This is a genomic window from Meridianimaribacter sp. CL38, from assembly GCF_004328055.1.
Classification (GTDB): domain Bacteria; phylum Bacteroidota; class Bacteroidia; order Flavobacteriales; family Flavobacteriaceae; genus Gaetbulibacter_B; species Gaetbulibacter_B jejuensis.
Genome location: NZ_QKWS01000001.1, coordinates 16,126 through 37,518, shown reverse-complemented (window position 1 = coordinate 37,518; position 21,393 = coordinate 16,126). Strand labels below are relative to the sequence as shown.

21 protein-coding genes are annotated in these 21,393 nt (G+C 33.0%); 7 read left to right on the top strand and 14 right to left on the bottom strand.

All coding sequences use genetic code 11. The annotated features are described in order from the left end of the window. Nucleotides 1-3: 3 nt before the first annotated feature. The 5 genes from DMZ43_RS00170 to DMZ43_RS00150 form a co-directional block, all read right to left on the bottom strand. Nucleotides 4-567 carry a hypothetical protein gene (locus tag DMZ43_RS00170; protein ID WP_129758999.1) on the bottom strand — a complete coding sequence of 188 codons (564 nt, stop codon included), beginning with the start codon at nucleotides 565-567 and terminating at the stop codon, nucleotides 4-6. A 19-nt stretch (nucleotides 568-586) separates the two neighbouring features. Next, nucleotides 587-1,009 (bottom strand): DoxX family protein, encoded by a 423-nt coding sequence (locus DMZ43_RS00165; protein WP_131505720.1) that lies wholly within the window; start codon nucleotides 1,007-1,009, stop codon nucleotides 587-589. Nucleotides 1,010-1,082: 73 nt separating this feature from the next. Further along, a complete protein-coding gene (locus DMZ43_RS00160) occupies nucleotides 1,083-3,350 on the bottom strand; it encodes a TonB-dependent siderophore receptor (RefSeq protein WP_131505719.1) in 2,268 nt (755 codons plus the stop codon). A 37-nt stretch (nucleotides 3,351-3,387) separates the two neighbouring features. Next, nucleotides 3,388-4,287: a FecR family protein gene (locus DMZ43_RS00155; protein ID WP_131505718.1), complete on the bottom strand. Its 900-nt coding sequence runs from the start codon at nucleotides 4,285-4,287 to the stop codon at nucleotides 3,388-3,390. A gap of 52 nt (nucleotides 4,288-4,339) precedes the next feature. Next, complete coding sequence (locus DMZ43_RS00150) at nucleotides 4,340-4,855, bottom strand: RNA polymerase sigma factor (RefSeq protein ID WP_131505717.1); 516 nt, start codon at nucleotides 4,853-4,855, stop codon at nucleotides 4,340-4,342. Nucleotides 4,856-4,951: 96 nt separating this feature from the next. On the opposite strand from DMZ43_RS00150, the gene DMZ43_RS00145 reads away from it, so the two are divergent. The 3 genes from DMZ43_RS00145 (at nucleotide 4,952) to DMZ43_RS00135 (ending at nucleotide 9,411) form a co-directional block, all read left to right on the top strand. After that, complete coding sequence (locus tag DMZ43_RS00145; protein WP_131505716.1) at nucleotides 4,952-6,946, top strand: hypothetical protein; 1,995 nt, start codon at nucleotides 4,952-4,954, stop codon at nucleotides 6,944-6,946. 197 nt (nucleotides 6,947-7,143) lie between these two features. Next, entirely contained in the window at nucleotides 7,144-8,472 is a 1,329-nt protein-coding gene (gene ffh, locus DMZ43_RS00140) for a signal recognition particle protein (RefSeq protein WP_129758993.1), read from the top strand. Nucleotides 8,473-8,532: 60 nt separating this feature from the next. Next, complete coding sequence (locus DMZ43_RS00135; RefSeq protein ID WP_131505715.1) at nucleotides 8,533-9,411, top strand: bifunctional 5,10-methylenetetrahydrofolate dehydrogenase/5,10-methenyltetrahydrofolate cyclohydrolase; 879 nt, start codon at nucleotides 8,533-8,535, stop codon at nucleotides 9,409-9,411. Nucleotides 9,412-9,415: 4 nt separating this feature from the next. On the opposite strand, the gene DMZ43_RS00130 is transcribed toward DMZ43_RS00135, so the two are convergent. The 7 genes from DMZ43_RS00130 to DMZ43_RS00100 all read right to left on the bottom strand — a co-directional run bounded on the left by DMZ43_RS00130 (nucleotide 9,416) and on the right by DMZ43_RS00100 (nucleotide 15,238). Next, the gene (locus DMZ43_RS00130; protein WP_131505714.1) at nucleotides 9,416-9,985 is read right to left on the bottom strand and encodes a hypothetical protein; all 570 of its coding nucleotides are present in this window, start codon (nucleotides 9,983-9,985) and stop codon (nucleotides 9,416-9,418) included. A 78-nt stretch (nucleotides 9,986-10,063) separates the two neighbouring features. After that, nucleotides 10,064-10,822, bottom strand: coding sequence for a 23S rRNA pseudouridine(2604) synthase RluF (rluF, locus tag DMZ43_RS00125; protein ID WP_131505713.1), 759 nt, complete (start codon nucleotides 10,820-10,822; stop codon nucleotides 10,064-10,066). Nucleotides 10,823-10,842: 20 nt separating this feature from the next. Further along, nucleotides 10,843-11,670, bottom strand: coding sequence for an alpha/beta hydrolase (locus DMZ43_RS00120; RefSeq protein WP_131505712.1), 828 nt, complete (start codon nucleotides 11,668-11,670; stop codon nucleotides 10,843-10,845). Beyond that, the gene (locus DMZ43_RS00115; protein ID WP_131505711.1) at nucleotides 11,671-12,030 is read right to left on the bottom strand and encodes a cupin domain-containing protein; all 360 of its coding nucleotides are present in this window, start codon (nucleotides 12,028-12,030) and stop codon (nucleotides 11,671-11,673) included. Nucleotides 12,031-12,098: 68 nt separating this feature from the next. Further along, complete coding sequence (locus tag DMZ43_RS00110) at nucleotides 12,099-13,073, bottom strand: YitT family protein (RefSeq protein WP_131505710.1); 975 nt, start codon at nucleotides 13,071-13,073, stop codon at nucleotides 12,099-12,101. Between the two features lie 25 nt (nucleotides 13,074-13,098). Next, nucleotides 13,099-13,653: a hypothetical protein gene (locus tag DMZ43_RS00105; protein ID WP_129758987.1), complete on the bottom strand. Its 555-nt coding sequence runs from the start codon at nucleotides 13,651-13,653 to the stop codon at nucleotides 13,099-13,101. Nucleotides 13,654-13,702: 49 nt separating this feature from the next. After that, nucleotides 13,703-15,238 carry a helicase HerA-like domain-containing protein gene (locus DMZ43_RS00100; RefSeq protein ID WP_131505709.1) on the bottom strand — a complete coding sequence of 512 codons (1,536 nt, stop codon included), beginning with the start codon at nucleotides 15,236-15,238 and terminating at the stop codon, nucleotides 13,703-13,705. A gap of 104 nt (nucleotides 15,239-15,342) precedes the next feature. Here DMZ43_RS00100 and DMZ43_RS00095 point away from each other — a divergent pair, with 104 nt between their 5' ends. Next, entirely contained in the window at nucleotides 15,343-15,972 is a 630-nt protein-coding gene (locus DMZ43_RS00095; protein ID WP_131505708.1) for a 7-carboxy-7-deazaguanine synthase QueE, read from the top strand. A gap of 48 nt (nucleotides 15,973-16,020) precedes the next feature. Here DMZ43_RS00095 and DMZ43_RS00090 read toward each other — a convergent pair whose 3' ends face one another. After that, a complete protein-coding gene (locus tag DMZ43_RS00090) occupies nucleotides 16,021-16,554 on the bottom strand; it encodes a DUF2911 domain-containing protein (RefSeq protein ID WP_131505707.1) in 534 nt (177 codons plus the stop codon). A gap of 93 nt (nucleotides 16,555-16,647) precedes the next feature. Then, complete coding sequence (locus DMZ43_RS00085) at nucleotides 16,648-17,916, bottom strand: YCF48-related protein (protein ID WP_131505706.1); 1,269 nt, start codon at nucleotides 17,914-17,916, stop codon at nucleotides 16,648-16,650. Nucleotides 17,917-18,084: 168 nt separating this feature from the next. Between DMZ43_RS00085 and asnB the strand changes: the two genes are divergently transcribed. The 3 genes from asnB (at nucleotide 18,085) to DMZ43_RS00070 (ending at nucleotide 21,290) form a co-directional block, all read left to right on the top strand. Beyond that, nucleotides 18,085-19,746 carry an asparagine synthase B gene (gene asnB / locus DMZ43_RS00080; RefSeq protein WP_131505705.1) on the top strand — a complete coding sequence of 554 codons (1,662 nt, stop codon included), beginning with the start codon at nucleotides 18,085-18,087 and terminating at the stop codon, nucleotides 19,744-19,746. Between the two features lie 231 nt (nucleotides 19,747-19,977). After that, complete coding sequence (locus DMZ43_RS00075; RefSeq protein ID WP_131505704.1) at nucleotides 19,978-20,547, top strand: helix-turn-helix domain-containing protein; 570 nt, start codon at nucleotides 19,978-19,980, stop codon at nucleotides 20,545-20,547. Nucleotides 20,548-20,570: 23 nt separating this feature from the next. Continuing rightward, the gene (locus DMZ43_RS00070; protein ID WP_131505703.1) at nucleotides 20,571-21,290 is read left to right on the top strand and encodes a CPBP family intramembrane glutamic endopeptidase; all 720 of its coding nucleotides are present in this window, start codon (nucleotides 20,571-20,573) and stop codon (nucleotides 21,288-21,290) included. The last annotated feature ends 103 nt before the right edge of the window (nucleotides 21,291-21,393 follow it).

Here is a 21,393-nt window from a genome sequence, read left to right as displayed (position 1 = left end):
AAATTAAAATCGGTAACCAATTCTTAAATGTAAATTAACTGCTACATCACTAGTTTCAAGTATTCCACGATCAAAATCTTCAAGATAGTGAACATAACCAACACCTATTCCTGCTTCATAGGTAAAATGATTTCCAAGATGTCGTCTTATTCCCCAAGTAGGAATTATTGAAATATCACTAATAAAGTTAATGTTATCTTCATTAGCAATGATAAACCAATCAGGATGATAGCTTGTTTTTATTGAAACAAAATTTCCGCTGTTGCCATCAGTTCGTCTAGACTTATCAGCTCTCTTATTTAAGTTATAATACCAACGAGGTTCTAAAGTGATTACAGGTGCAAGTAAAAAGCCATAAGAATCATAAATGTCATTTCCCCAAATCCCAGCATCTAAACCTATTTCGCTTCGTAAAGCAATACTGTTTGAGAGCCTAGATTCATTGTGTACCCAAATACCTAAAAAGCCAGTTTGTACACCAAAGGTAGATTTTTCTACACTAGTAGTTTGGGATTGTGTTGAGAGTGAAATAGTAAAAAAGATTAAAATAAGTAAGGCTTGTTTCATTTGTTTATAGTATTGGGTGTTATTTAGAAATGAGTGTGTCTAATTCAAAATATTTTTCTTTAATAAGACTTAATGCAAAAGCTGCTGCAGCTGCACTAAATACAGAATAATCCAATGCGCCTTTAACTCCTGTTGAAAATGTCATTGATAAGGCAAAAACTAATAATAGTATTCCGCTAAACTTGGCTATAAGTTCTGTTTTAAAACCAATAATTAGTAAGATGGCAAAAATAATTTCTAAAGCAGTGGCAAGTGTTCCTAATGCAGGAATTACTGCTTCAGGAAGCCAAGGGTTGATAAGTTGCGTGTACTCTAAAAAATTGTTCCAGTTTCCCCAAGTAGAAATAGACTCAGGCCACCACCCAAACCTATCAAAACAAGCTGATAAAAAACCTGCAGAAATTGCAAACCGAAGAAAAAGCTTAATGATTTTAGTATTCATAAATGTTGCGTCGTTAGCATGAGCAAGATAATGAAATTACTTGTCAATAAGTTTAAAATTAAAGTAATAAATGCTAGAAATGAATTCTGAAATTAACATTAGGAGTAATGCCTAACGACCTGTTTTTTATAGCAGAAATTTCATCGTTTTCATCAATGATGTAATAGCTGTTAATAGTGTTTACTTTATTCAGTACATTCCAAATAGACAAACCAATAATAGCATTGGTTGTGTTGCCCATTTTAAACGTGTAATTAGCAGAAAAATCAGCACGTAAATAGTCTTCAAGGTTTGAGGCGTTAGGTGAATTGTATTCAATAATATTGTTAGAAGTATTTTGAACAGCATCAGGTAAAGTTACTGGTTTTCCTGAGTGCCAATTTACACCTAAAGCGAGTTTTATGCTGTTTATTTGATAAGTTCCTGCGAAAGTTAAAGAATGTCTTACATCAAGATTGTTTGGAAATGTATTGCCATTGTTTAAGTCGTCAAAAGTGTAATCGTTTTTACTAAACGAGTAGCTCAACCAAGCACTTGTATTAGTAAACTGTTTGTTTATTAAAAAGTCAATACCTTTTACTTGATACCTTCCAATTGCATCGGTAAACTGATATTGGTTTTGAAACCCTTGACTTCTGCTTGTAATACCATCAACATCCTTAATAAATGCTTCAGCGCTTATCAGTAATTTATTTTTATTATAATGAATTCCTGCAGAACCTTGCTTGCTTTTTATAATAGGAATATCAACATCGTTTGAGAGTACCCAACGTCTTTTTTCAATGCCTAAAAAATCGTTTTGAAGATCGATAATTTGTGACATGGTTTGACTTTTAAATTCTGCGAGAAACTCTAAACGAAAAAGATTACTAAGCTTATGGCTTACCGCTAAACGTGGTTCAGTAAATACTTCTGAAAGCTTGTCAATGTAGTTGGTTCTTATACCAATTCTGGCATAGGTGTTTTTGTTTCCTGAAGTAAACTCAGCTTCACCATAAATACTATGCGTTTGATTAATTTGTTTCGTGAAATTATGAAATTCAGGATTGTTAACGTCCTCAGAATTACTTACTACAACACCATTAAGTTGGTAGCCTGCGTGTATTTTTAAATTTGGGTCAATATGGTTGGTGGCATTTATTTTTAAAGTAAGATCGCTAACGTCATTTTCTTGAAGTAAACGTTGGTTGTTTGCCACATCATAATTAGTGGTGTTTAAGTTGTATTTGGAAAGATAAAGTTGAGCGGTTGTGGTTAATGAACTGTTCCAGTATTTTAAATATTCACCACCAAAAGCTAGATTGTTTTGTTTTAAGCTACTGCGTAATGTCTCATTCATATCGTCAGTCATGGTCTCTTCGTCATAGCTTAAATTGTTGTTTATGGTTAAAAAATTAAAACGAAGTTGATCAGTATCTGAAATATCATATAGCAGCTTTGTACTTATATCATAAAAATAAAAGGTTTCATTACTGGTAAGTGTATTGTTGGATTGGTTGTTTGATAAATCAGAATCCTGAAAGACACGTTTAAAGTATTGGTCGTAGGTTGGTGTAAAAATAAAATCGGTTATCGACCGTCTTGCTGAAACCTGAAGTTCGGTTTTTTTACCTAAAGGTACTTTGGCAAAACCATCAGCGCTAATAAGGTTAAAACCTGTTCCTGCTTTAAATTTATGGCTTAATGAGTTGGATTGCTGAATGTCTATAACGCTAGAAATTCCATCACCAAACATAACACTAGTACCATTTTTAGATACATTAACGGTTTTGGTTAAATATGGATTGAATGCAGAAACCAATCCGAAAAAATGACCGGATTGGTACATTTTAATTCCATCCCATAAAATAAGATTTTCATCATGAGAACCACCACGAACATTAATGTTTGATACCGTTTCATCAACACTTATAATACCTGGAAGCGCTTGTATGGTTTGTAAAATATCAGGTTCGATTAATCCTGGTAGAATACCAAATTTTTCGGTTTCAATAACCACTTTACCATCACTCTTTTTCAAAATACCTTTAGTAAGGTAATTATTGACGACTATTTCTTCTAGTTTTTGGGTAATGATATTACTAAAAGGGCTAGATGGTTTTGAAATAACTACACTATAATCATCAATAACGATGAAATCTAATTGTGTTTCGCGCTTTAGTTGGTCTAAAGCTTGAGCGAGTGAAAGTGTTTCGTCTGGTAAGCTAGCAGTTGCACCTTCAATAGTTTGATCTATGTAGTTAAAATGAATGTTGTAACGCTGTTCTAGAGCACTTAAAATATAAACAAGCGATTGAGTTTCTTTTGAGTTGTTTTGAGCCTTAATGCCAATAACACTCAAAAAAAATAAAGGTATGAAAAGATAAAAAACACCTTTTTTACTCACGCTTTAGTGTAATCGTATTATCCGTTTTTTTGTAAGTTAAATGTAAAGGTAAGGTAATAGATTTTAATGCATTTTCAATGTTATTGTGAGTAAAACTTCCTGTAAATAATTGAGAACTGTCTAAGTTAATAACATGAAAATTCACATCGTATTGACGCTCAAACTCTGCAATAACTTCTTTATAAGGCATACTTTTAAAGTAGCTTTCATTGTTTAACCAAGATGGTTGTGTTTTAAGTTCTTTTTCTTTTTCAATTAGTTTTCCATTTAATAGTAAAAAACTTTCACCAGCATGTAGTTTTGTCTCTTTTCCTTTGTAAGTAACACCAACAAGACCTTCGTAACAAATTACTTCAAAATAGCTTTCTCGTTGCTTAACATTAAACTGAGTACCATAAACGGTTACAGTTCCATAAACTGTGTTAACGTTAAAACTGCTTCCTTTTTCCACTTTAAAAAAAGCTTCTCCTTTTAAGTCTACAGTTCTGTTTTTATTCCATTTATGGGAATTGAATGTTATTTCAGAAAGTGAATTTAAAGCCACCGAAGACGCATCAGGTAGTTCAATTGTAGTTTTTTCAGCTAATTGCGTGTTAACCAATGTGTCTTGGTTAATGGTGAAAAAATAAATTCCAAAAGAAATAACAAATACAGCTGCAATACTCATAGCAATAGATAACCACTTTTTTTGTGGAGGTTGCTTTGAGGTATTAATGTGTTGCATAACATTACTTAAAGCTTCAGAAGTGTTATATTCAGGAGCCTTAAAATGCTGCATGCCATTTGATAACTTTACCAAATCATCATAATCTTCAAGCTGTTTGAAAGCTTCAAGTTCATCAGAGGTTAAGTTATGGTCTAGCCATTTTTGTATTAAATCTTCTCGTTTCATGTCTTCAATTACAACTATATAACAGTTAGGTGTTAAAATATCCTACCCTTAATTACAATTCTTTTATATCTTCTCTAAGTTTTTTTAGTGCACCATAAATTCGTTTTTCAACAGCTTTTACCGAAATATCTAGTAATTCAGCAATTTCTTTAAAACGTTTTCCTTCAACTCTGTTTAGTAAAAAGGCAGTGCGTTGTGCTTCGGTTAAGTTGGCGATGGCTTTTTCTAGTTTTTGTAAATATTCCTGTTCTTCCATTACAAAATCAGGAGACTCATTTGTATAATGCTTAGGTTTAATTTGCTGATGCTTTAATACTACTTTTTGATGAGCAGCTTCATTGAGCATTAAATTATTTGCAGTCGTAAATAAAAAACTCTTTGCTTTATTTGAAGGAATCTTACCACAGTTTTGCCAAAGTTTAATAAAAGCTTCTTGCACTTTGTCTTTTGGGTTTAACTGTTCACCAAATTTATAGTGTAAAAAGTTGTGCAGATTTTTAGCATGCTTCTCAAATAATGAAGTAAATAATATCTCGTCACAAATATTGTCATGTAATGGTTTGGGCATACAGAAAAATTAAGATCATAAAATTATAAAATTAAAATATATGGTAGGTGTTTTTTAAAATCATCTGTTGTATAAATAAAGACAACCTATAGAATTATGAAAATTAAACATTTATTAGTTTTAGCCTTTTTTGTCCTATTAGCCCCAATTATGGTTACTTCTTGTCAGGATGAAGAAATTGAACCAAACCCAGAAAACGAAAACATTATCAACTCTGAAATAGCTCTTGTAAGCCTTATGCAATCTACTTCGGCTTATGATGGTTCAGTAGATGATATTATGGATGAAGCCAATTGTTTATCTGTTAATCTACCTGTAACAGTTTTAGTAAATGGTATAACAATTACAATAAATACTCTTGAAGATTTAGGTCTTATTGAAGCGATTTACAATGAGTTTGATAATGATGATGATGTATTGGAATATATTTTTCCTATAACTATTATTTTAAACGATTACACCGAAATTACAATTGAAAACCAAGAGCAGTTGCAAGAGTTTATTGATGAGTGTACTGCTGATGAAGACGTGATTGAATGTATAGATTTTCAGTACCCAATTTCGTTTTCAATGTATGATACAAACTTTCAGGTTATAGATACAGTTGTTATTGGTAGTGATTTTGAATTATATGTGTTTTTACAAAGTTTAGAAACCTCCAATAGTGCTGTTGTTCTAGCAAGTTTAAACTTTCCAGTTACAATGGTTTATGCTAATGGAGACACGGTTGAGGTTAATAGTAATCAAGAACTTGAAGCTGCTATAAATGCTGCAGAGGAAGAGTGCGATTATGATGATGATAATGATTGCACACTACAAGAAGTGTCTGAAGCACTACAAGATTGTCATTGGGAAATTGTGTCTTACAATGGAGACGATAATTTCATAGATTTTGATTTAGTATTTGGAGGTGGTGGAGCCTTACAAATTAGTGAAGGTGATTTAACCGAAGTTGTACTAGGTAGCTGGAATCTAGAATCTACAGACCAAGGTATTGTATTGTCAATAGAGCAACTTACAGCTTTTTCACAAGATTTAGGTGGAGATTGGTTAGTTGTTGATTGTGCTGATGACAGATTTGAACTTGTTAGAACAGTTGAAAACACAACTACCGAAATTGTTATGGAAATCAACTGTGATGATAATCAAGTTAGCTGCGATTTTCAAGATGTAAGAGATTACTTAGTGGCTTGTCCACAAATACCAGCTCTAAATGGTTATACTCCATCATTTACAACATTTACATTTCATGACTCAAATGAAATATCTACTCTATACGAAAATGACCTTTTATATTCTGGTACTTGGGATATCGCTATGATTGAAGGAGAATTAAAGGTGTTTATAAACTTTAACGGACTTGAGGATTACAATGGAGAATATGCTGTTGTAGAGTGTAATGAAGACTCGTTAGTATTACAGCAAGGTGAAGATGTATTAGTGCTGACCCAGCAATGTACAAGTAACAATCCGTTTGAATGTTTTTCAAATACAGAATATGTAATCTGTGATAATGAAGAGCCTTTTAACGACGGAATAGCAACTTTTGATTTATATGAGATTTTCCCAAATTGTAGTAATGATAATATAGAAATGACATTCCATGAAACATTAATGGATGCAGAAACTGGAGTAAATGCTTTAACCTCACCTTATAGCAATGTTGTAAGTTCTTCGCAAACAATATATGTATCAGCAACATTGGCAGGAGGAAATACATTTGAAATTTTTGAAGTTAATCTTGTCGTTGAAGATTGTGGTCAAACTTGCTCAGAGCAAGATGTAGATGCATTTCTTTTAGATTGTACTTGGAATGTAGTAAACTACAATGGTAGTGATAATTTAATAGTTTGGAATTTTGATTTTGAGTCGTCAAATAATATTGTGGTTATTTATACTGAAACTGCAACTATAGATGCAACGTGGACGACCTCTCAAACAAACGATGGAGTTATTATTGAGTTTTCTAATGTAGCAGGATCAGATATTCAAGCTATAACTGGTCAATGGCTTGTAGTAGAATGTGAGGAAGATAGGTTGCAGCTACATCGAGAAAATGATATAATGGTTATTGAAAGAACATGTGATTGAGTCTTTATACATGTTGAAAAACCTCGTGTTTTTTAGTTTTTAGGTTAGTTAAAAAGGATTGTAATAATTTTACAATCCTTTTTTCGTATAGAATTATTGCTAATACTTCCTTAATACACTACAAATTCTTAACTTTGCAACTTTCTAAAAAGCATTGAAGTTTTTTACCGATATGTACTTAAAAAGTAGAGAGATATATGTTTAATAATTTAAGTGATAAGTTAGATAAAGCGCTACACGTATTAAAAGGTCATGGTAGTATTACTGAGGTTAATGTTGCTGAAACCCTTAAAGAAGTAAGACGAGCGCTTTTAGATGCCGATGTCAATTTTAAAATTGCTAAAGAATTTACGAATAAAGTAAAGGAAAAAGCATTAGGTCAAGACGTATTAACAACGTTACAACCAGGACAGTTAATGGTTAAAATCGTTAAAGACGAATTAACCGAACTTATGGGTGGAGATGCCGAAGGTATTAACCTTTCAGGAACACCAAGTGTTATATTAATGTCAGGTTTACAGGGTTCAGGTAAAACAACTTTCTCTGGTAAACTTGCTAATTATTTAAAAAACAAAAAAACCAAAAAGCCTTTATTAGTAGCCTGTGACGTGTATCGTCCTGCAGCAGTAGATCAGTTGCATGTAGTAGGTGAACAAATAAATGTTGAGGTATATAGTGATAAAGGTAACCAAGATCCTGTAGCTATTGCACAAGCTGGTATTGCTCATGCAAAAGCTAATGGACATAATGTGGTTATTATAGATACTGCTGGTCGTTTAGCTGTAGATGAAGCGATGATGACCGAAATATCAAACATCCACAAAGCCATTCAGCCACAAGAAACATTATTTGTTGTAGATTCTATGACAGGTCAAGATGCTGTTAACACAGCAAAAGCCTTTAATGATGTTTTAAATTTTGATGGTGTAATTCTTACCAAGTTAGATGGTGATACACGTGGTGGAGCAGCTATTTCAATTAAGTCTGTAGTAAATAAACCAATAAAGTTTATTGGTACAGGTGAGAAAATGGAAGCTATTGATGTGTTCTATCCTTCTCGTATGGCAGATCGTATTCTAGGAATGGGAGACGTTGTGTCACTTGTTGAAAGAGCTCAAGAGCAGTACGACGAAGAGGAAGCAAGAAAACTTCAAAAGAAAATTGCAAAAAACCAATTTGGTTTTGATGATTTCTTAAAGCAAATTCAGCAAATCAAGAAAATGGGTAACATGAAAGACCTTATCGGAATGATTCCTGGAGCTGGAAAAATGATGAAAGATGTTGATATAGATGATGACGCTTTTAAAGGTATTGAAGCAATTATTCATTCTATGACACCAGCTGAAAGAACTAACCCATCAATAATAGATGCAAGCCGAAAAAAACGCATAGGTAAAGGTTCAGGAACTTCAGTACAAGAAGTTAACCAATTGCTTAAGCAGTTTAACCAAATGAGCAAGATGATGAAAATGATGCAAGGTGGTGGCGGCAAACGTATGATGCAAGCTATGAAAAACATGAGGTAACTCATGTTTTTTTATTTCAAATAAGATTACAAATAACAACAATACAACACAACTAATAACATGACAATTCTAGACGGAAAAAAGATTAGTAACGATATCAAAGATGAAATTGCTGCTGAAGTAAAAAAAATGAAAGCTAAAGGAGAAAAAGTTCCTCATTTAGCGGCAATTATTGTTGGTAACGATGGAGCAAGTTTAACTTACGTAGGAAGTAAAGTAAAAGCTTGTGAACGTGTTGGGTTTGAGTCTACTTTAGTTAGAATGTCAAATACAACTAGTGAGATTGAATTGTTAGATAAAATTGAAGAACTAAATGAAAATCCAGATATTGATGGATTTATCATTCAGTTACCATTACCAAAACAAATTGATACTCAAAAAGTGCTTTTAGCTGTTGATCCTGATAAGGATGTAGATGGATTCCATCCTGCAAACTTTGGTAAAATGGCATTGGATATGAGTACTTTTATTCCTGCTACACCTTTTGGCATTTTAGAATTGCTTGATCGTTATGGTGTTGAAACCAAAGGAAAACACACTGTTGTAATTGGTCGTAGTCATATTGTTGGAAGACCAATGAGTATTTTAATGGGACGTAAAGGTTTCCCAGGAAACTCAACAGTTACATTAACGCACAGTCATACAAAAAACATTACACAAATCACTTCTCAAGCAGATATTATCATTTCAGCATTAGGAGTTCCTAATTTCTTAAAAGCAGAAATGGTTAAGGACGACGCTGTTATTATAGATGTTGGTATTACTAGGGTTCCTGACGAGTCTTCTCCAAAAGGGTATGTGATTACTGGTGATGTTGATTTTGAAAATGTAAGTAAAAAAGCAAGTTATATTACACCTGTTCCTGGTGGAGTTGGTCCAATGACTATTGCTATGCTACTTAAAAATACTTTATTAGCTAGAGAAAGACACGTAGGTTAAGAAGTTAATCTTCTTGCTTAGTACAATTGATTTTCCATGTAGGAAAAACGATGGTTTCGGTTTTGTCAACCCATTCACCAATCCATTTGTAACCAGACTTTGTCATGTCGTAAAATGTTAGTCTATAGAAGCCATCAGCTCCATTAGGTGCTTGTTGTTCTCTGTAGAGTACAATTTTATTGTCATCAGTTTTTGTGCCTTCCCACGCAGGTAATGTTTTAGGTAAGCTAGATGACGAATAGTAATGCACATACCATTTGCTACTGTCTGCATTAAACTGTCTTATGCTTCCTGAATGTTTTCCATCACTTTTCAAGGTTTCATCTTGTACTGCCATTCCATTCATAATATACTTGAATCTCCAAGTCATATCAATGGGTTCACTCCAAGACCCATCTTGATTTAGTGAAGTAGATTTGCAATTACATAAACCTATCATGGGTTCAAAATCTTTGATTTGTTGTGGAGCTTCAGGGTTTGCTTTTCCAAAAGGAAAGGCTTTTGAAGGTTTATATTCTGTTTGAGAAAATACAGTAAAGGAGCAGAGTAGAAGTAATGTAGTTAGCTGTTTCATTATGGTTGACTTTTCTTAAAGTTACCAATGAAAATTAAAAACCATCTGTTAATTAGTAATACCTTAACATTTTAAAAGCTATGATTTTCTTCGTTTTGAAGCTGTTTTAGATTGAAATGTTTTGGTTGAACCTTCTAATAACTCATTAAGTTCATCCATTTCATTTTGAGTAAGTTCGCGATAACTCCCAATAGGCATATCTAGCTTTATATTCATAATACGTGTACGCTTTAAGGTTTGTACTTCGTAATTTAAATACTCACACATTCTTCGTATTTGTCTATTTAGACCTTGTGTTAGAATAATTTTAAATTCGTAGGTGCCAACTTTAGTAACCTTACATTTTTTAGTAACTGTATCTAATATTGGTACACCATTAGACATCCTATTAATAAAAGTTTGAGAAATAGGTTTATCAACCGTAACAATATACTCTTTTTCGTGGTTGTTGCTAGCTCTTAATATTTTGTTTACAATATCACCATCATCAGTAAGTAGTATTAATCCTTCACTGGGTTTGTCCAGACGACCAATTGGGAAGATACGTTTATGATAGTTGATAAAATCGATAATGTTATCCTTTTCAACACGAGTGTCTGTAGTGCAAACAATGCCAACAGGTTTATTAAAAGCTAAGTAGGTAAAAGACTTTTTTTTGTTTTCTACAAGTTTACCATCAACATGTACTTCGTCATCAGGACTAACTTTTGTTCCCATTTCAGGTACTTTACCGTTTATAGTAACTCTACCAGCATCAATAAGTTTATCGGCTGCTCTACGAGAGCAATAGCCTACTTCACTTAGGTATTTATTAAGACGTTTAAGATTATCTTCCATAGTGCAAAGATAAAACAAGATTAGGCATCAATAAAATCATTAATGTACGAAGTAACAGTATCGTTGTTTAAAGAGTGACCCATGCCTTGTGTAGTAATTAATTTACTGTTTTTAAAACTATTTTTTATAAGCAATGCATCCTTGTAAGGGATAATTTGGTCTTGTTCATCATGAATTATTAACCCTTCGGAATTGTTTTGTTTGATATATTCTGAAGACGAAAATTCTTCAGGTTTTACCCCAAAACGTTCTAGAATTATTGAGTTAATCTTGGCGTTGATGCGTTGGTTGTAACCCATCATTTTTGTATACCTACCAAGAATATCTTTAAACTCTGAAGGCGCTCCAAGCAAGATAAACTTTTTTATAAAAGGAGTTTGATATTTGTACTGAAAGAAAATAGAAGCCATACCACCAACCGAATGCCCAATGATAATCTCGGGTTTAAACTTTAATACTGCTACATTAATAAACTCAGAATACAAAATCGCGTTAAAACTTGTGCCTCCAGATTTTCCATGTGCTGGAGCATCTATAGCAATAATGTTATAGTCTTTCTTTTTTAGGTTAAGTATAAGGTTTTTCCAACGTGCAGAGTTGCTTTCCCAACCATGTAATAAAAGTATAGTTTTGTTTTTTCCAACCCAACGGTAAGTCATTATTGGGATGTTGTCGTACATCAATTCTTCTCTAAATGATGTTTCTAAAAATTCTGTTTGCTCTTCTGTTGCTTTTCCTTTTAAAGGCATAGAAAATAAAGCCAAAGCTCTATTGGCAGCAAAAGACTTCGATATGTAACTTAGCACGTTTAAGCTAAATCCCAAAAATTTTGCAAGAAGTTGTTTCATTTATTCTCTATTTACTAAATCCATAGAAAATGCTGGTAAGCAAATAGCTAAATATTCACAAGGTTCAGTAAAAGGATTAGAATACTGCACTCTTACGTTTTTGTTAATTTTTATGGATTGACCTGCTTTTAAAATTACAACTTCATTTTCAATTATAAATTGTTTTTGCCCTTTAATTATAAACGTGTATTCGTCAAATTCAGGTGTTTGAAAAGGTTCGCTCCAACCAGGAGGAGCTGTCATGTGTGCAATACTTAGTTGCGAATTTCCATCGGTTGCTAATCCAAAATGTTCTTTAATTGTTTTTCCATCGGTAGTGGGAACTACAAAAGGAGAGTTTTGTACTGTGTAATTTTTCATTTGTGTAAAAAGTTAACCATATATAGCGTTGCTTATATAGTTATGTGCTATTGTTAATTATTTAGGTGCTATTTTAGGGGTTTTCGTTTTATCATACCTCCTTTTAAGTCTTTTACCAATCCCATTATGATAAAAGCATCTTTGTCTATTTTGTCAATTTCAGTGTGTAGTTTGGCGAGTTCTAATCTGGTTACTACTGTATAAATAATGTCTTTGTCATAACTTTGCCCTTTTCCTCCATAACCGCCTTTTCCAGCATAAATAGTGCAGGCACGTCTTAACTTTTCAATAAGCATTGTTCGTAATTCTTCATGCTTTTCAGAAATAATAGTAACACCAACATATTCCTCAACACCATCAACCACAAAGTCTACAGTTTTAGCAGCTGCTAAATAGGTTAAAATGGCGTATAATGCAGTTTCAATAGATAGTACATAAGCACCAAATGAAAAGATGATGATATTAATAAGCAAAAGAACATCACCAACTGTTAGGGATAATTTTCTGCTTAAATAAATTGCCAAAACTTCAGTGCCATCAATAACGCTTCCGCCTCTCATGGACATTCCTATTCCTAAACCGAGAAAAAAGCCACCAAAAACAGCAATTAGTAGTTTGTCTTCAGTAATGGTAGGATAGTCAATATAATGCACTACAAACCCTAGAAAAGCAATGGCAATAATACTTTTTATGGCAAACTTTAGGCTTAATGTTCTTGCTCCTAAGATAAGAAAAGGGATGTTGACCAGTATAAGCAGAAAACTTAATTCTATGTTAGTGATGTTTTCTAAAAGTAATGAAATACCTGTAGCACCACCATCAATAAAACGATTAGGTAGTAAAAACCCTTTAAGTCCAAAACCTGCTGAAAACACACCAATAATGATAAAAATATACTCTTTAATGGCATGAGATAACTCTACCTGAAGATTTCTTACTACAGGTACAATTTGTCGTTTACTAAACTCGGTAGTAGTCTTTTGGCTAGCTTTGAGTCGTTTGCGAGCAATATCAACTAATATTTTGGAAAAAAATGGATTCATTAATTAAAGTAAACCTATTTAAATCCTAATTCCAATGAACAAAAAAGTATTTAATTTTTGCTGTGTCAGGGATTTGAGATTTTTCAATTTTTAAGTTCATGTCAAATCTCAAATTAGCTGGTAATTCTTTTTTGTCAATTGTAAAGGATGCATTAATTTCATCAACCGAAATCACAATAGAATTAATTAAATTATTAATTCTTGATACAGTGTAATTGTCTTGTATATCTTTAAAAGTACTTAGTGTTGAAATGTTTTTATCTGTTTTGAATCTAGAGTCGATAATTTGAACACTGCCAATAGTTGATGTTGAGTCTAAAACTTGTTTAGGAGATAAAATCAATAATTTTTTACCACCTTTTTCAAACACTTCAATATCACTTTTGTTTTCAATAAATTCATCACCTTTTATATAGTTTACAATGGAATCGTTTACAAATAAAGCTTCCAAATCTTTGACTTGTGTAGAGTCGGTAAGTAACCCAATATGTTGTTTGCTAACTTGAAAAGGGTCTTGTTCTTTTTTACAACTTGTTAGAACTAAAGTGAAAATAATAAGGTAAAGCAGGGATTTGTTCATGGTTTTTATTTTAATGTTATAGTGTTTTTTAATGTATTGGTATTGAAGATTATTTTTTCATCACTTTAGTAAGGATGCCAAAAACACTTCTAATAAACGTTGCGCTTGTAAGTACTTTTACAACCGGATTCATTCTATTGCTTCTTGTGCTCGAAGTTCTTCGTTTTGACTCAGCTTTTTTAAGTGCTTCTTTTTCTTTTCGAGCTTTTTCCTTAGCTTCTTCAGCCTCAGCACGCTCAATTTTTTCATTTAATATTTCATAAGCACTTTCTCTATCGATAGTTTCGTTGTATTTTTTAACCATTTTAGAGCTAGACAATAAGTTGCTCAATTCAGAATCGGTTAAAACATCCATTCTGCTCATAGGTGCACGCATCATGGTTGCTGCAAGTGGTGTTGGTCTTCCTTTTTCATTTAATGCTGAAACTAATGCTTCTCCAGTTCCCAGTGAAGTTAATACTTCAGCAGTATCGTAATATTCTGTGTCAGGATAATTTTGAGCTGTAAGCTTAATGGCTTTTCTGTCTTTAGCTGTAAAAGCTCTTAATGCATGCTGAACTTTTAAACCTAATTGACTTAGGACAGCTTCAGGAACATCAGTAGGGTTTTGTGTTACAAAATACAACCCAACACCTTTACTTCGTATTAATTTTACAATACTTTCTATTTGATCTAATAAAGCGTCAGAAGCTTCATTGAAAATTAAATGTGCTTCGTCAATAAACATGATTAATTCTGGTCGTCCAGTATCGCCTTGTTCAGGGAAAGTAGAATAGATTTCAGCCAAAAGACTCAACATAAAAGTTGAAAACAGTTTTGGTCTGTCTTGTATATCAGTCAACCTAATAATGTTTATGTAACCTCTACCATCATCAGCAATTCTAAGTAAGTCTTGGGTGTCAAAAGATTTTTCTCCAAAAAACAAGTCGCCACCTTGTTGCTCTAGCTCAACAATTTTTCTAAGAATTGCTCCTGTAGATGCTGTTGAAATTCGGCCATATTCTTCTTGAAATTCGTCTTTACCTTCAGAAGTGCAATATTGTAGTATTTTTTTAAAGTCTTTTAAGTCTAAAAGCGGAAGTTTATTATCGTCACAATATTTAAAAATAACCGAAATGATTCCAGCTTGGGTTTCTGTTACATCTAAAATTCTTGAAATAAGTACAGGACCAAATTCGCTAACGGTTGCTCTTAGTCTTACACCATCTTGTTCAGATAATGTCATTACTTCAACAGGAAACGATTTAGCCTCAAAAGGTAAACCAATAGCATCATGACGTTCGTCAATTTTAACGTGTCCAGGACTAGGTTGCGCTAAGCCACTTAAGTCTCCTTTAATATCCATCAATAACACAGGAACACCTTTTTCGCTAAGATTTTCAGCTAAAACTTGTAGTGTTTTTGTTTTTCCAGTACCTGTAGCTCCAGCAATAAGTCCATGTCTATTCATGGTTTTAAGCGGAACATTTACATAGGCGTTTTTTATAGTTTCACCATCCAACATGGCAGAGCCAAGTGTAATGAATTCACCTTTATTGGTGTTTCCTTCGGTAATGTGGTTAAAGAATTCTTCGTTTCTGCTCATTATTCAAAAAATTTCTATAAAAATACTAATCTAGAATTAATCCTACAGAAAATCTTTTTAACATTTTAACACTAAACTTCTAATAGTAACTTATCTTTGCGGCAATGAAGACAGAGACACAAATATTGGTTGATAAAGGTGAGATGCTTCCTTTAATGGAAGAATTTTACACTATTCAGGGAGAAGGTTATCACAAAGGAACAGCTGCTTACTTTATTAGAGTAGGAGGTTGTGATGTTGGTTGTCATTGGTGTGATGTGAAAGAAAGTTGGAATGCAGACATTCATCCGCCAACTGAAACGTCTAAAATTGTTGAAAATGCCGCTAAGTATAGTGACACTATAGTTGTTACAGGAGGTGAACCGTTAACTTGGGATATGACTGCTTTAACATCGCAGCTTAAAGCAAAAGGACTGCAGGTGCATATTGAAACGTCTGGAGCTTATAAGCTAACAGGTACTTGGGATTGGATTTGTTTATCTCCTAAAAAATTGAAATTGCCAACTCAAGAAGTGTATGATAATGCTAATGAGTTAAAAGTGATTGTTTACAATAAAGACGATTTTCGTTTTGCTGAAGAGCAAGCAGCAAAAGTAAATAAAGGTTGTATTTTGTACTTACAACCTGAGTGGAGCAAACGCGATAAAGTTGTTCCTGAAATTGTTGATTATGTAATGAAAAATCCTAAATGGAAAGTGTCGTTACAAACACATAAATATTTGAACATACCATAAATAAAAAAAGCCTTGAGAAATCAAGGCTTTTTTAGTATTTCATATTTTTTACTTCATTGGAACAGCAACTCTTAGAGTTCCCCAAGCTAAATGCATACTGCCTTCGTCGTCAAATGCTATAGAAAAAGCTTCAAGGCTTTTCTTGCCTTCGCTAACAGGAACTTCAACTCTTGCTACATCATTGCCTTTGTTATAACTGTAAGCTCCCCAAACATCAACATCAGAATTTATAATAATAGTCCAAGATTTTTCACCAGGAATAGTAAACAGTGAGTAAGTGCCAGCTTTAACCTTTTTATCACCTACAGTAACATCTTTGTAAAACGTTATTTCAGTTGCTTCGTTGGCTCCAGTTCGCCAAACTTCTCCATTTGGAGCTAAAGATTGAACTGTTCTGCCTTTTAGTTGAGGTCTGCTGTAAATAACTTTGACAGTTTTTTCAGATACTCTATGGCTACTTGGAAATGCTGCTGCATCCATAGGGCTTTTGTCAAGATCTTTAAAATCTTGAGCGTTCATACTAAATGAGACTAATAAAATTGCTAAACATGCTAGCTTGGATAAATTCATTACTTTTTTCATACGTTGTTTTATTAAGTTTCTAAATTTAAGATTTCACTTATAAAAAATAGAGTTAAGATTGTTAATTTTTGTTAAACAAAAATCGTGCTAAGTTTATTGTTTAATGAATTTTAGAGACTGTCTTTGGAAATTATTATGGAAGTTTATAAAGTAAGTTCCAGATGAAAGTGCACTCACATCAAAGGTATAATGCTTTTCAATTTCAGTTGAAGTAATGATTTCTCTTGAAAGCTGTTTTATGTAAATTCCTTTACTATCGTATAGCTCAATTAGTAGATTGTCATTGTTGTGAAAGTAAATGCTAAACTCTAGTGTTGTGTCTACAGGATTATTTTTAATATGAATATCAAGTGTTTTTGAGTTGGATTCTACTTCGCTAATATTTAAAGAGGCATCGGTGAATTTATAGATAGAGGTTCCTGAGGCATAAGCTAAAGCTGGACTAATAATAAAAATCCTATTTAGATTCGAGCCAACATTTAGGTTCGTCCAAGTTTGTCCACCATCTACTGTTTCATAAAAACCAGTAGTATGTCCTCCCATCCAACCTTTATTTTCATTTATAAAACCAACCGCTTGTATTGAGGTTTCAGGAGCGTTGTAGCTATTCCAATTAGTACCAGCATCTGTAGATTTAATTAATTTCCCAAAATGTGGAGCCATTGATTCAACAGCACCAAATACAACATCATTATTACTTTCTAAGATTTGAAGTTTCCAAACATATTCTCCAGCAATATTGGAGTTGTAAATTTCATTCCAATTTAATCCACCATCAGTTGTCTTTAAAACAACAGCTCCAGTAGCATTACTTCCGCAAGCATAACCAGTCAATTCATTAATAAACTTAATTTCTACTAGTGCATTAGCATAAGCAGACATGTCAATGTATTGCCAATTTAAACCACTATCAGTGGATTTTATAATGTAAGCAGGAGTAAAATAGGCTCCACAACCATAAATTGTTGAACTACCTACAGCATTCAAACCACAAATAGCTTGAGGGTTTGGAGAAATATTGGTGACTTCATTCCAGGTTGTCCCACCATCATTTGTTGAGAAAAATTTACCATTTAAAGTCCCTAAAAAACCAATGTTTTCATTAATGAATTCAATATTTCTAAAGTAGTAGCTGCCACCTAAATCACTAGAACTAGCTTGTTCTATCCAAGTGTCACCACCATCAGTAGTTTTAAAAACTGCTGCATAATAACCATTCGCAGCCCAACCAATATTGTCGTTTATAAAGAAAACATCATCAAAACGTTGTCCATTTATGTTTGGAGTAATTGAAGTAGGTTGCCATGTTTGACTATATAGAATGAATGGCAAAAGGTAAACGAGTAGGCTTAAGTGTTTCATTTTGTAAATATAAATAACAAAATACAGTTGAATAACTTTTCTAATGATTATAATTTATAGTTTTTAGTTGTAATTTGTAATTGAAATGTTAATTATGTTTTTTATTTTGTAATCTTAAATGAATATTTGCTTCATAATATGTAACAATTGATATAAAAAAGAGAAATTATGTGTGGAATTGTATGTGCATTTGATTTAAAGCAGAAAACAGAAGATTTAAGACCTCAAATATTAGAAATGTCAAAAAGAATCCGTCATCGTGGTCCAGACTGGAGCGGAATTTTTGATAATGACAAAGCGATTATGGCGCATGAGCGTTTAGCGATTGTTGATCCTGCTTCAGGAAAGCAACCTTTGTTTTCGGAAGATAAGAGGTTTGTTTTAGCGGCTAATGGTGAAATATATAACCACAGAGAGTTGCGTAAACAGTTTCCAGATTATAAGTTTCAAACTGAAAGTGATTGTGAGGTTATTTTGGCGTTGTATCAAGAAAAAGGAACTGATTTTGTTGATGAGCTTAATGGTATTTTTGGTTTTGCAATTTATGACGTTGAAAAAGACGAATATTTTGTAGCTAGAGACCACATGGGAATCATTCCATTATACATTGGATGGGATCAAAACGGAACCTTTTATGTAGCATCAGAATTGAAAGCACTTGAAGGTGTTTGCACAAAAATTGAACTATTTCCTCCAGGTCATTATATGTCTAGTAAAGATGGTGAGTTTGTGCAATGGCATAAACGTGAGTGGACTGATTATGATGCGGTAAAAGACAACGAAACAAGTATTTCAAAAATAAAAGAAGCGCTTGAAGCAGCTGTTCACAGGCAGTTAATGAGCGATGTGCCTTATGGTGTTTTGCTTTCAGGAGGTTTAGATTCTTCGGTGACTTCAGCAATTGCAAAAAAATATGCTCAAAAACGTATTGAAAGTGATGATACTTCAGATGCATGGTGGCCTCAATTACACTCCTTTTCAGTAGGACTTGAAGGATCACCAGATTTGGCTGCAGCACAAAAAGTGGCAGACCATATTGGAACTGTTCACCACGAAATAAAGTTTACCATTCAAGAAGGTTTAGATGCGGTAAGAGACGTAATTTATCAGCTAGAAACCTATGATATTACAACTATTCGCGCGAGTACACCTATGTATTTAATGGCAAGAGTTATTAAGTCTATGGGAATAAAAATGGTGTTGTCTGGTGAAGGTGCTGACGAATTATTTGGTGGTTATCTGTATTTTCACAAAGCGCCAAATGCGAAAGAGTTTCATGAAGAAACGGTTCGTAAGTTGAGTAAACTGCATATGTATGATTGCTTGAGAGCAAATAAAAGTTTAGCAGCTTGGGGAATTGAAGGTCGTGTACCATTTTTAGATAAGGAATTTATGGATGTGGCAATGAGTATCAACCCGCAAGATAAAATGATAACACCAGAGCGTATGGAAAAATGGGTAGTGAGAAAAGCTTTTGAAGACATGCTGCCAGAAAGTGTAGCTTGGAGACAAAAAGAACAGTTTAGTGATGGTGTTGGTTACAGTTGGATTGATACTTTGAAAGAAGTAGTGAATGAAGAAGTAACCGATGAGCAAATGAAGAATGCGCATTTTAGGTTCCCGATACAAACACCTCAAAATAAAGAAGAGTTTTATTATCGTTCTATTTTTGAAGAGCATTTTCCAAGTGATGCAGCTGCATTAAGTGTACCACAAGAACCTAGTGTAGCATGCAGTACAAAAATTGCTTTAGAGTGGGATGAAGCATTCAAAAACATGAATGACCCAAGTGGAAGAGCAGTTGCAAAAGTACATACTGATGCATATTAATTTTAATAACCTATAAGAATGAAAGCCGGTTTTTAACCGGCTTTTTTATTTTAAAAATAACTACCTTTAAAGACTAGACTAACCCAATGTATTATTTTGAGTTTTCAGGTAAGTTTACTTAATGAAGGCTTAAAACCCTTATAAAACCTAACAATGACATATAGGTGACATTTAAATGTCGTGTTAAAATCCAATAACCTGAAGTAGATTTGTACCAGAAAAATAATCAAAATGAATAAAAATTCTTTAAGCGAAAATTTAACCTATCAGCGAAAGCTAAAAGGGTATACGCAAGAGCAACTTTCTGATAAAACTACTGTTACGGTTAGAACCATTCAGCGTATAGAAAAAGGTGATGTGCAGCCACATCTTCAAACGGTAAAACTGTTGGCAGCAGGTCTTGAAATAGAGATTGACGAATTACTAATTCTTGAAGACCCCAAGGAGGAAGTCATACATCGTAAATGGATGTTGTTGCTCCATGGTTCTCCTTTTTTAGGATTGATTATTCCGTTTGGAAGTATTTTGTTTCCACTGTTTCTTTGGATTCATAAAGCTGAAGATAGTAAGGTGTATGATGCTCATGGTAGAGCAATTGTAAATTTTCATGGGACAATTACCTTGCTGTTCTTTTTGTCGTTACTATCTTTTTTTATCATTCCTGGTTACAATTTTTTTATTTCAGGAGCGATTGTGCTTTTTGCTATTATCATTACGATATATAATATTTCAAGATCGCTACAAACGGGAACTTTTAAGTATCCATTTTCAATCTCTTTTTTGAAACCAAAAGAAGCATAACTTTAATTTAAACGTAATTTCAAATGTTAGGATTATTAATAATATTAGTAATCTCATGGGCACTCTTACGCTTTGTTGAGAAAAAAAATATCGATGTTTTAGGTCTCATTCCTTATCCAAATAGAATGCTTCAATTCTTCATAGGACTTGTGTTTATGGTGCTTCTGTGTCTTTTGATGGTAGCTGCTGAAACATATATTTTAAATGTGAACTGGAAACTAAAAGAGACTGTTGACTTCAGTTTAATATTTCAATCTTTCTTCTATCACATCAAATCAGCTTTGACCGAAGATTTAGTCTTTCGTGGAGCGTTGCTATATATACTAATTCAAAGAATTGAGTCAAAAAAGGCTATTCTGCTATCAGCATTGTGTTTTGGAGTTTACCATGTATTCTCGTATGGTATGATGGAAGAAAGAATAATACCTATCGTGTATGTGATTTTAGTAACAGGATTTACAGGCTATGTTTGGGCCTATACATTTTATAAAACAAAGTCAATTATGTTAGGTTTAGGGTTTCACTTAGGCTATAACTTTTTAATGACGTTCTTTTATGAATCCTATCCGTATGGCGAATTGATGTTTATAGAACTGTCAAAAACCGCTCCGCAAGATTGGAATTGGATTTTCTTTAATTTATTTAAAGGATTATTTCCATCTATCATAACATTGGTATTTGTTAATTATTTGATTAAATCAAGTTGTGTAATTAATTTAAGGAACAACAACTCAAAATCATGATTTATTAAGGTAATTCTAATAAACTATAAACGCATTAAAACCGCTCTAATGCATTTTAGTGTTTTATCGATTTTGAATGAGTCTAAAAAAATCCCAAAATCAA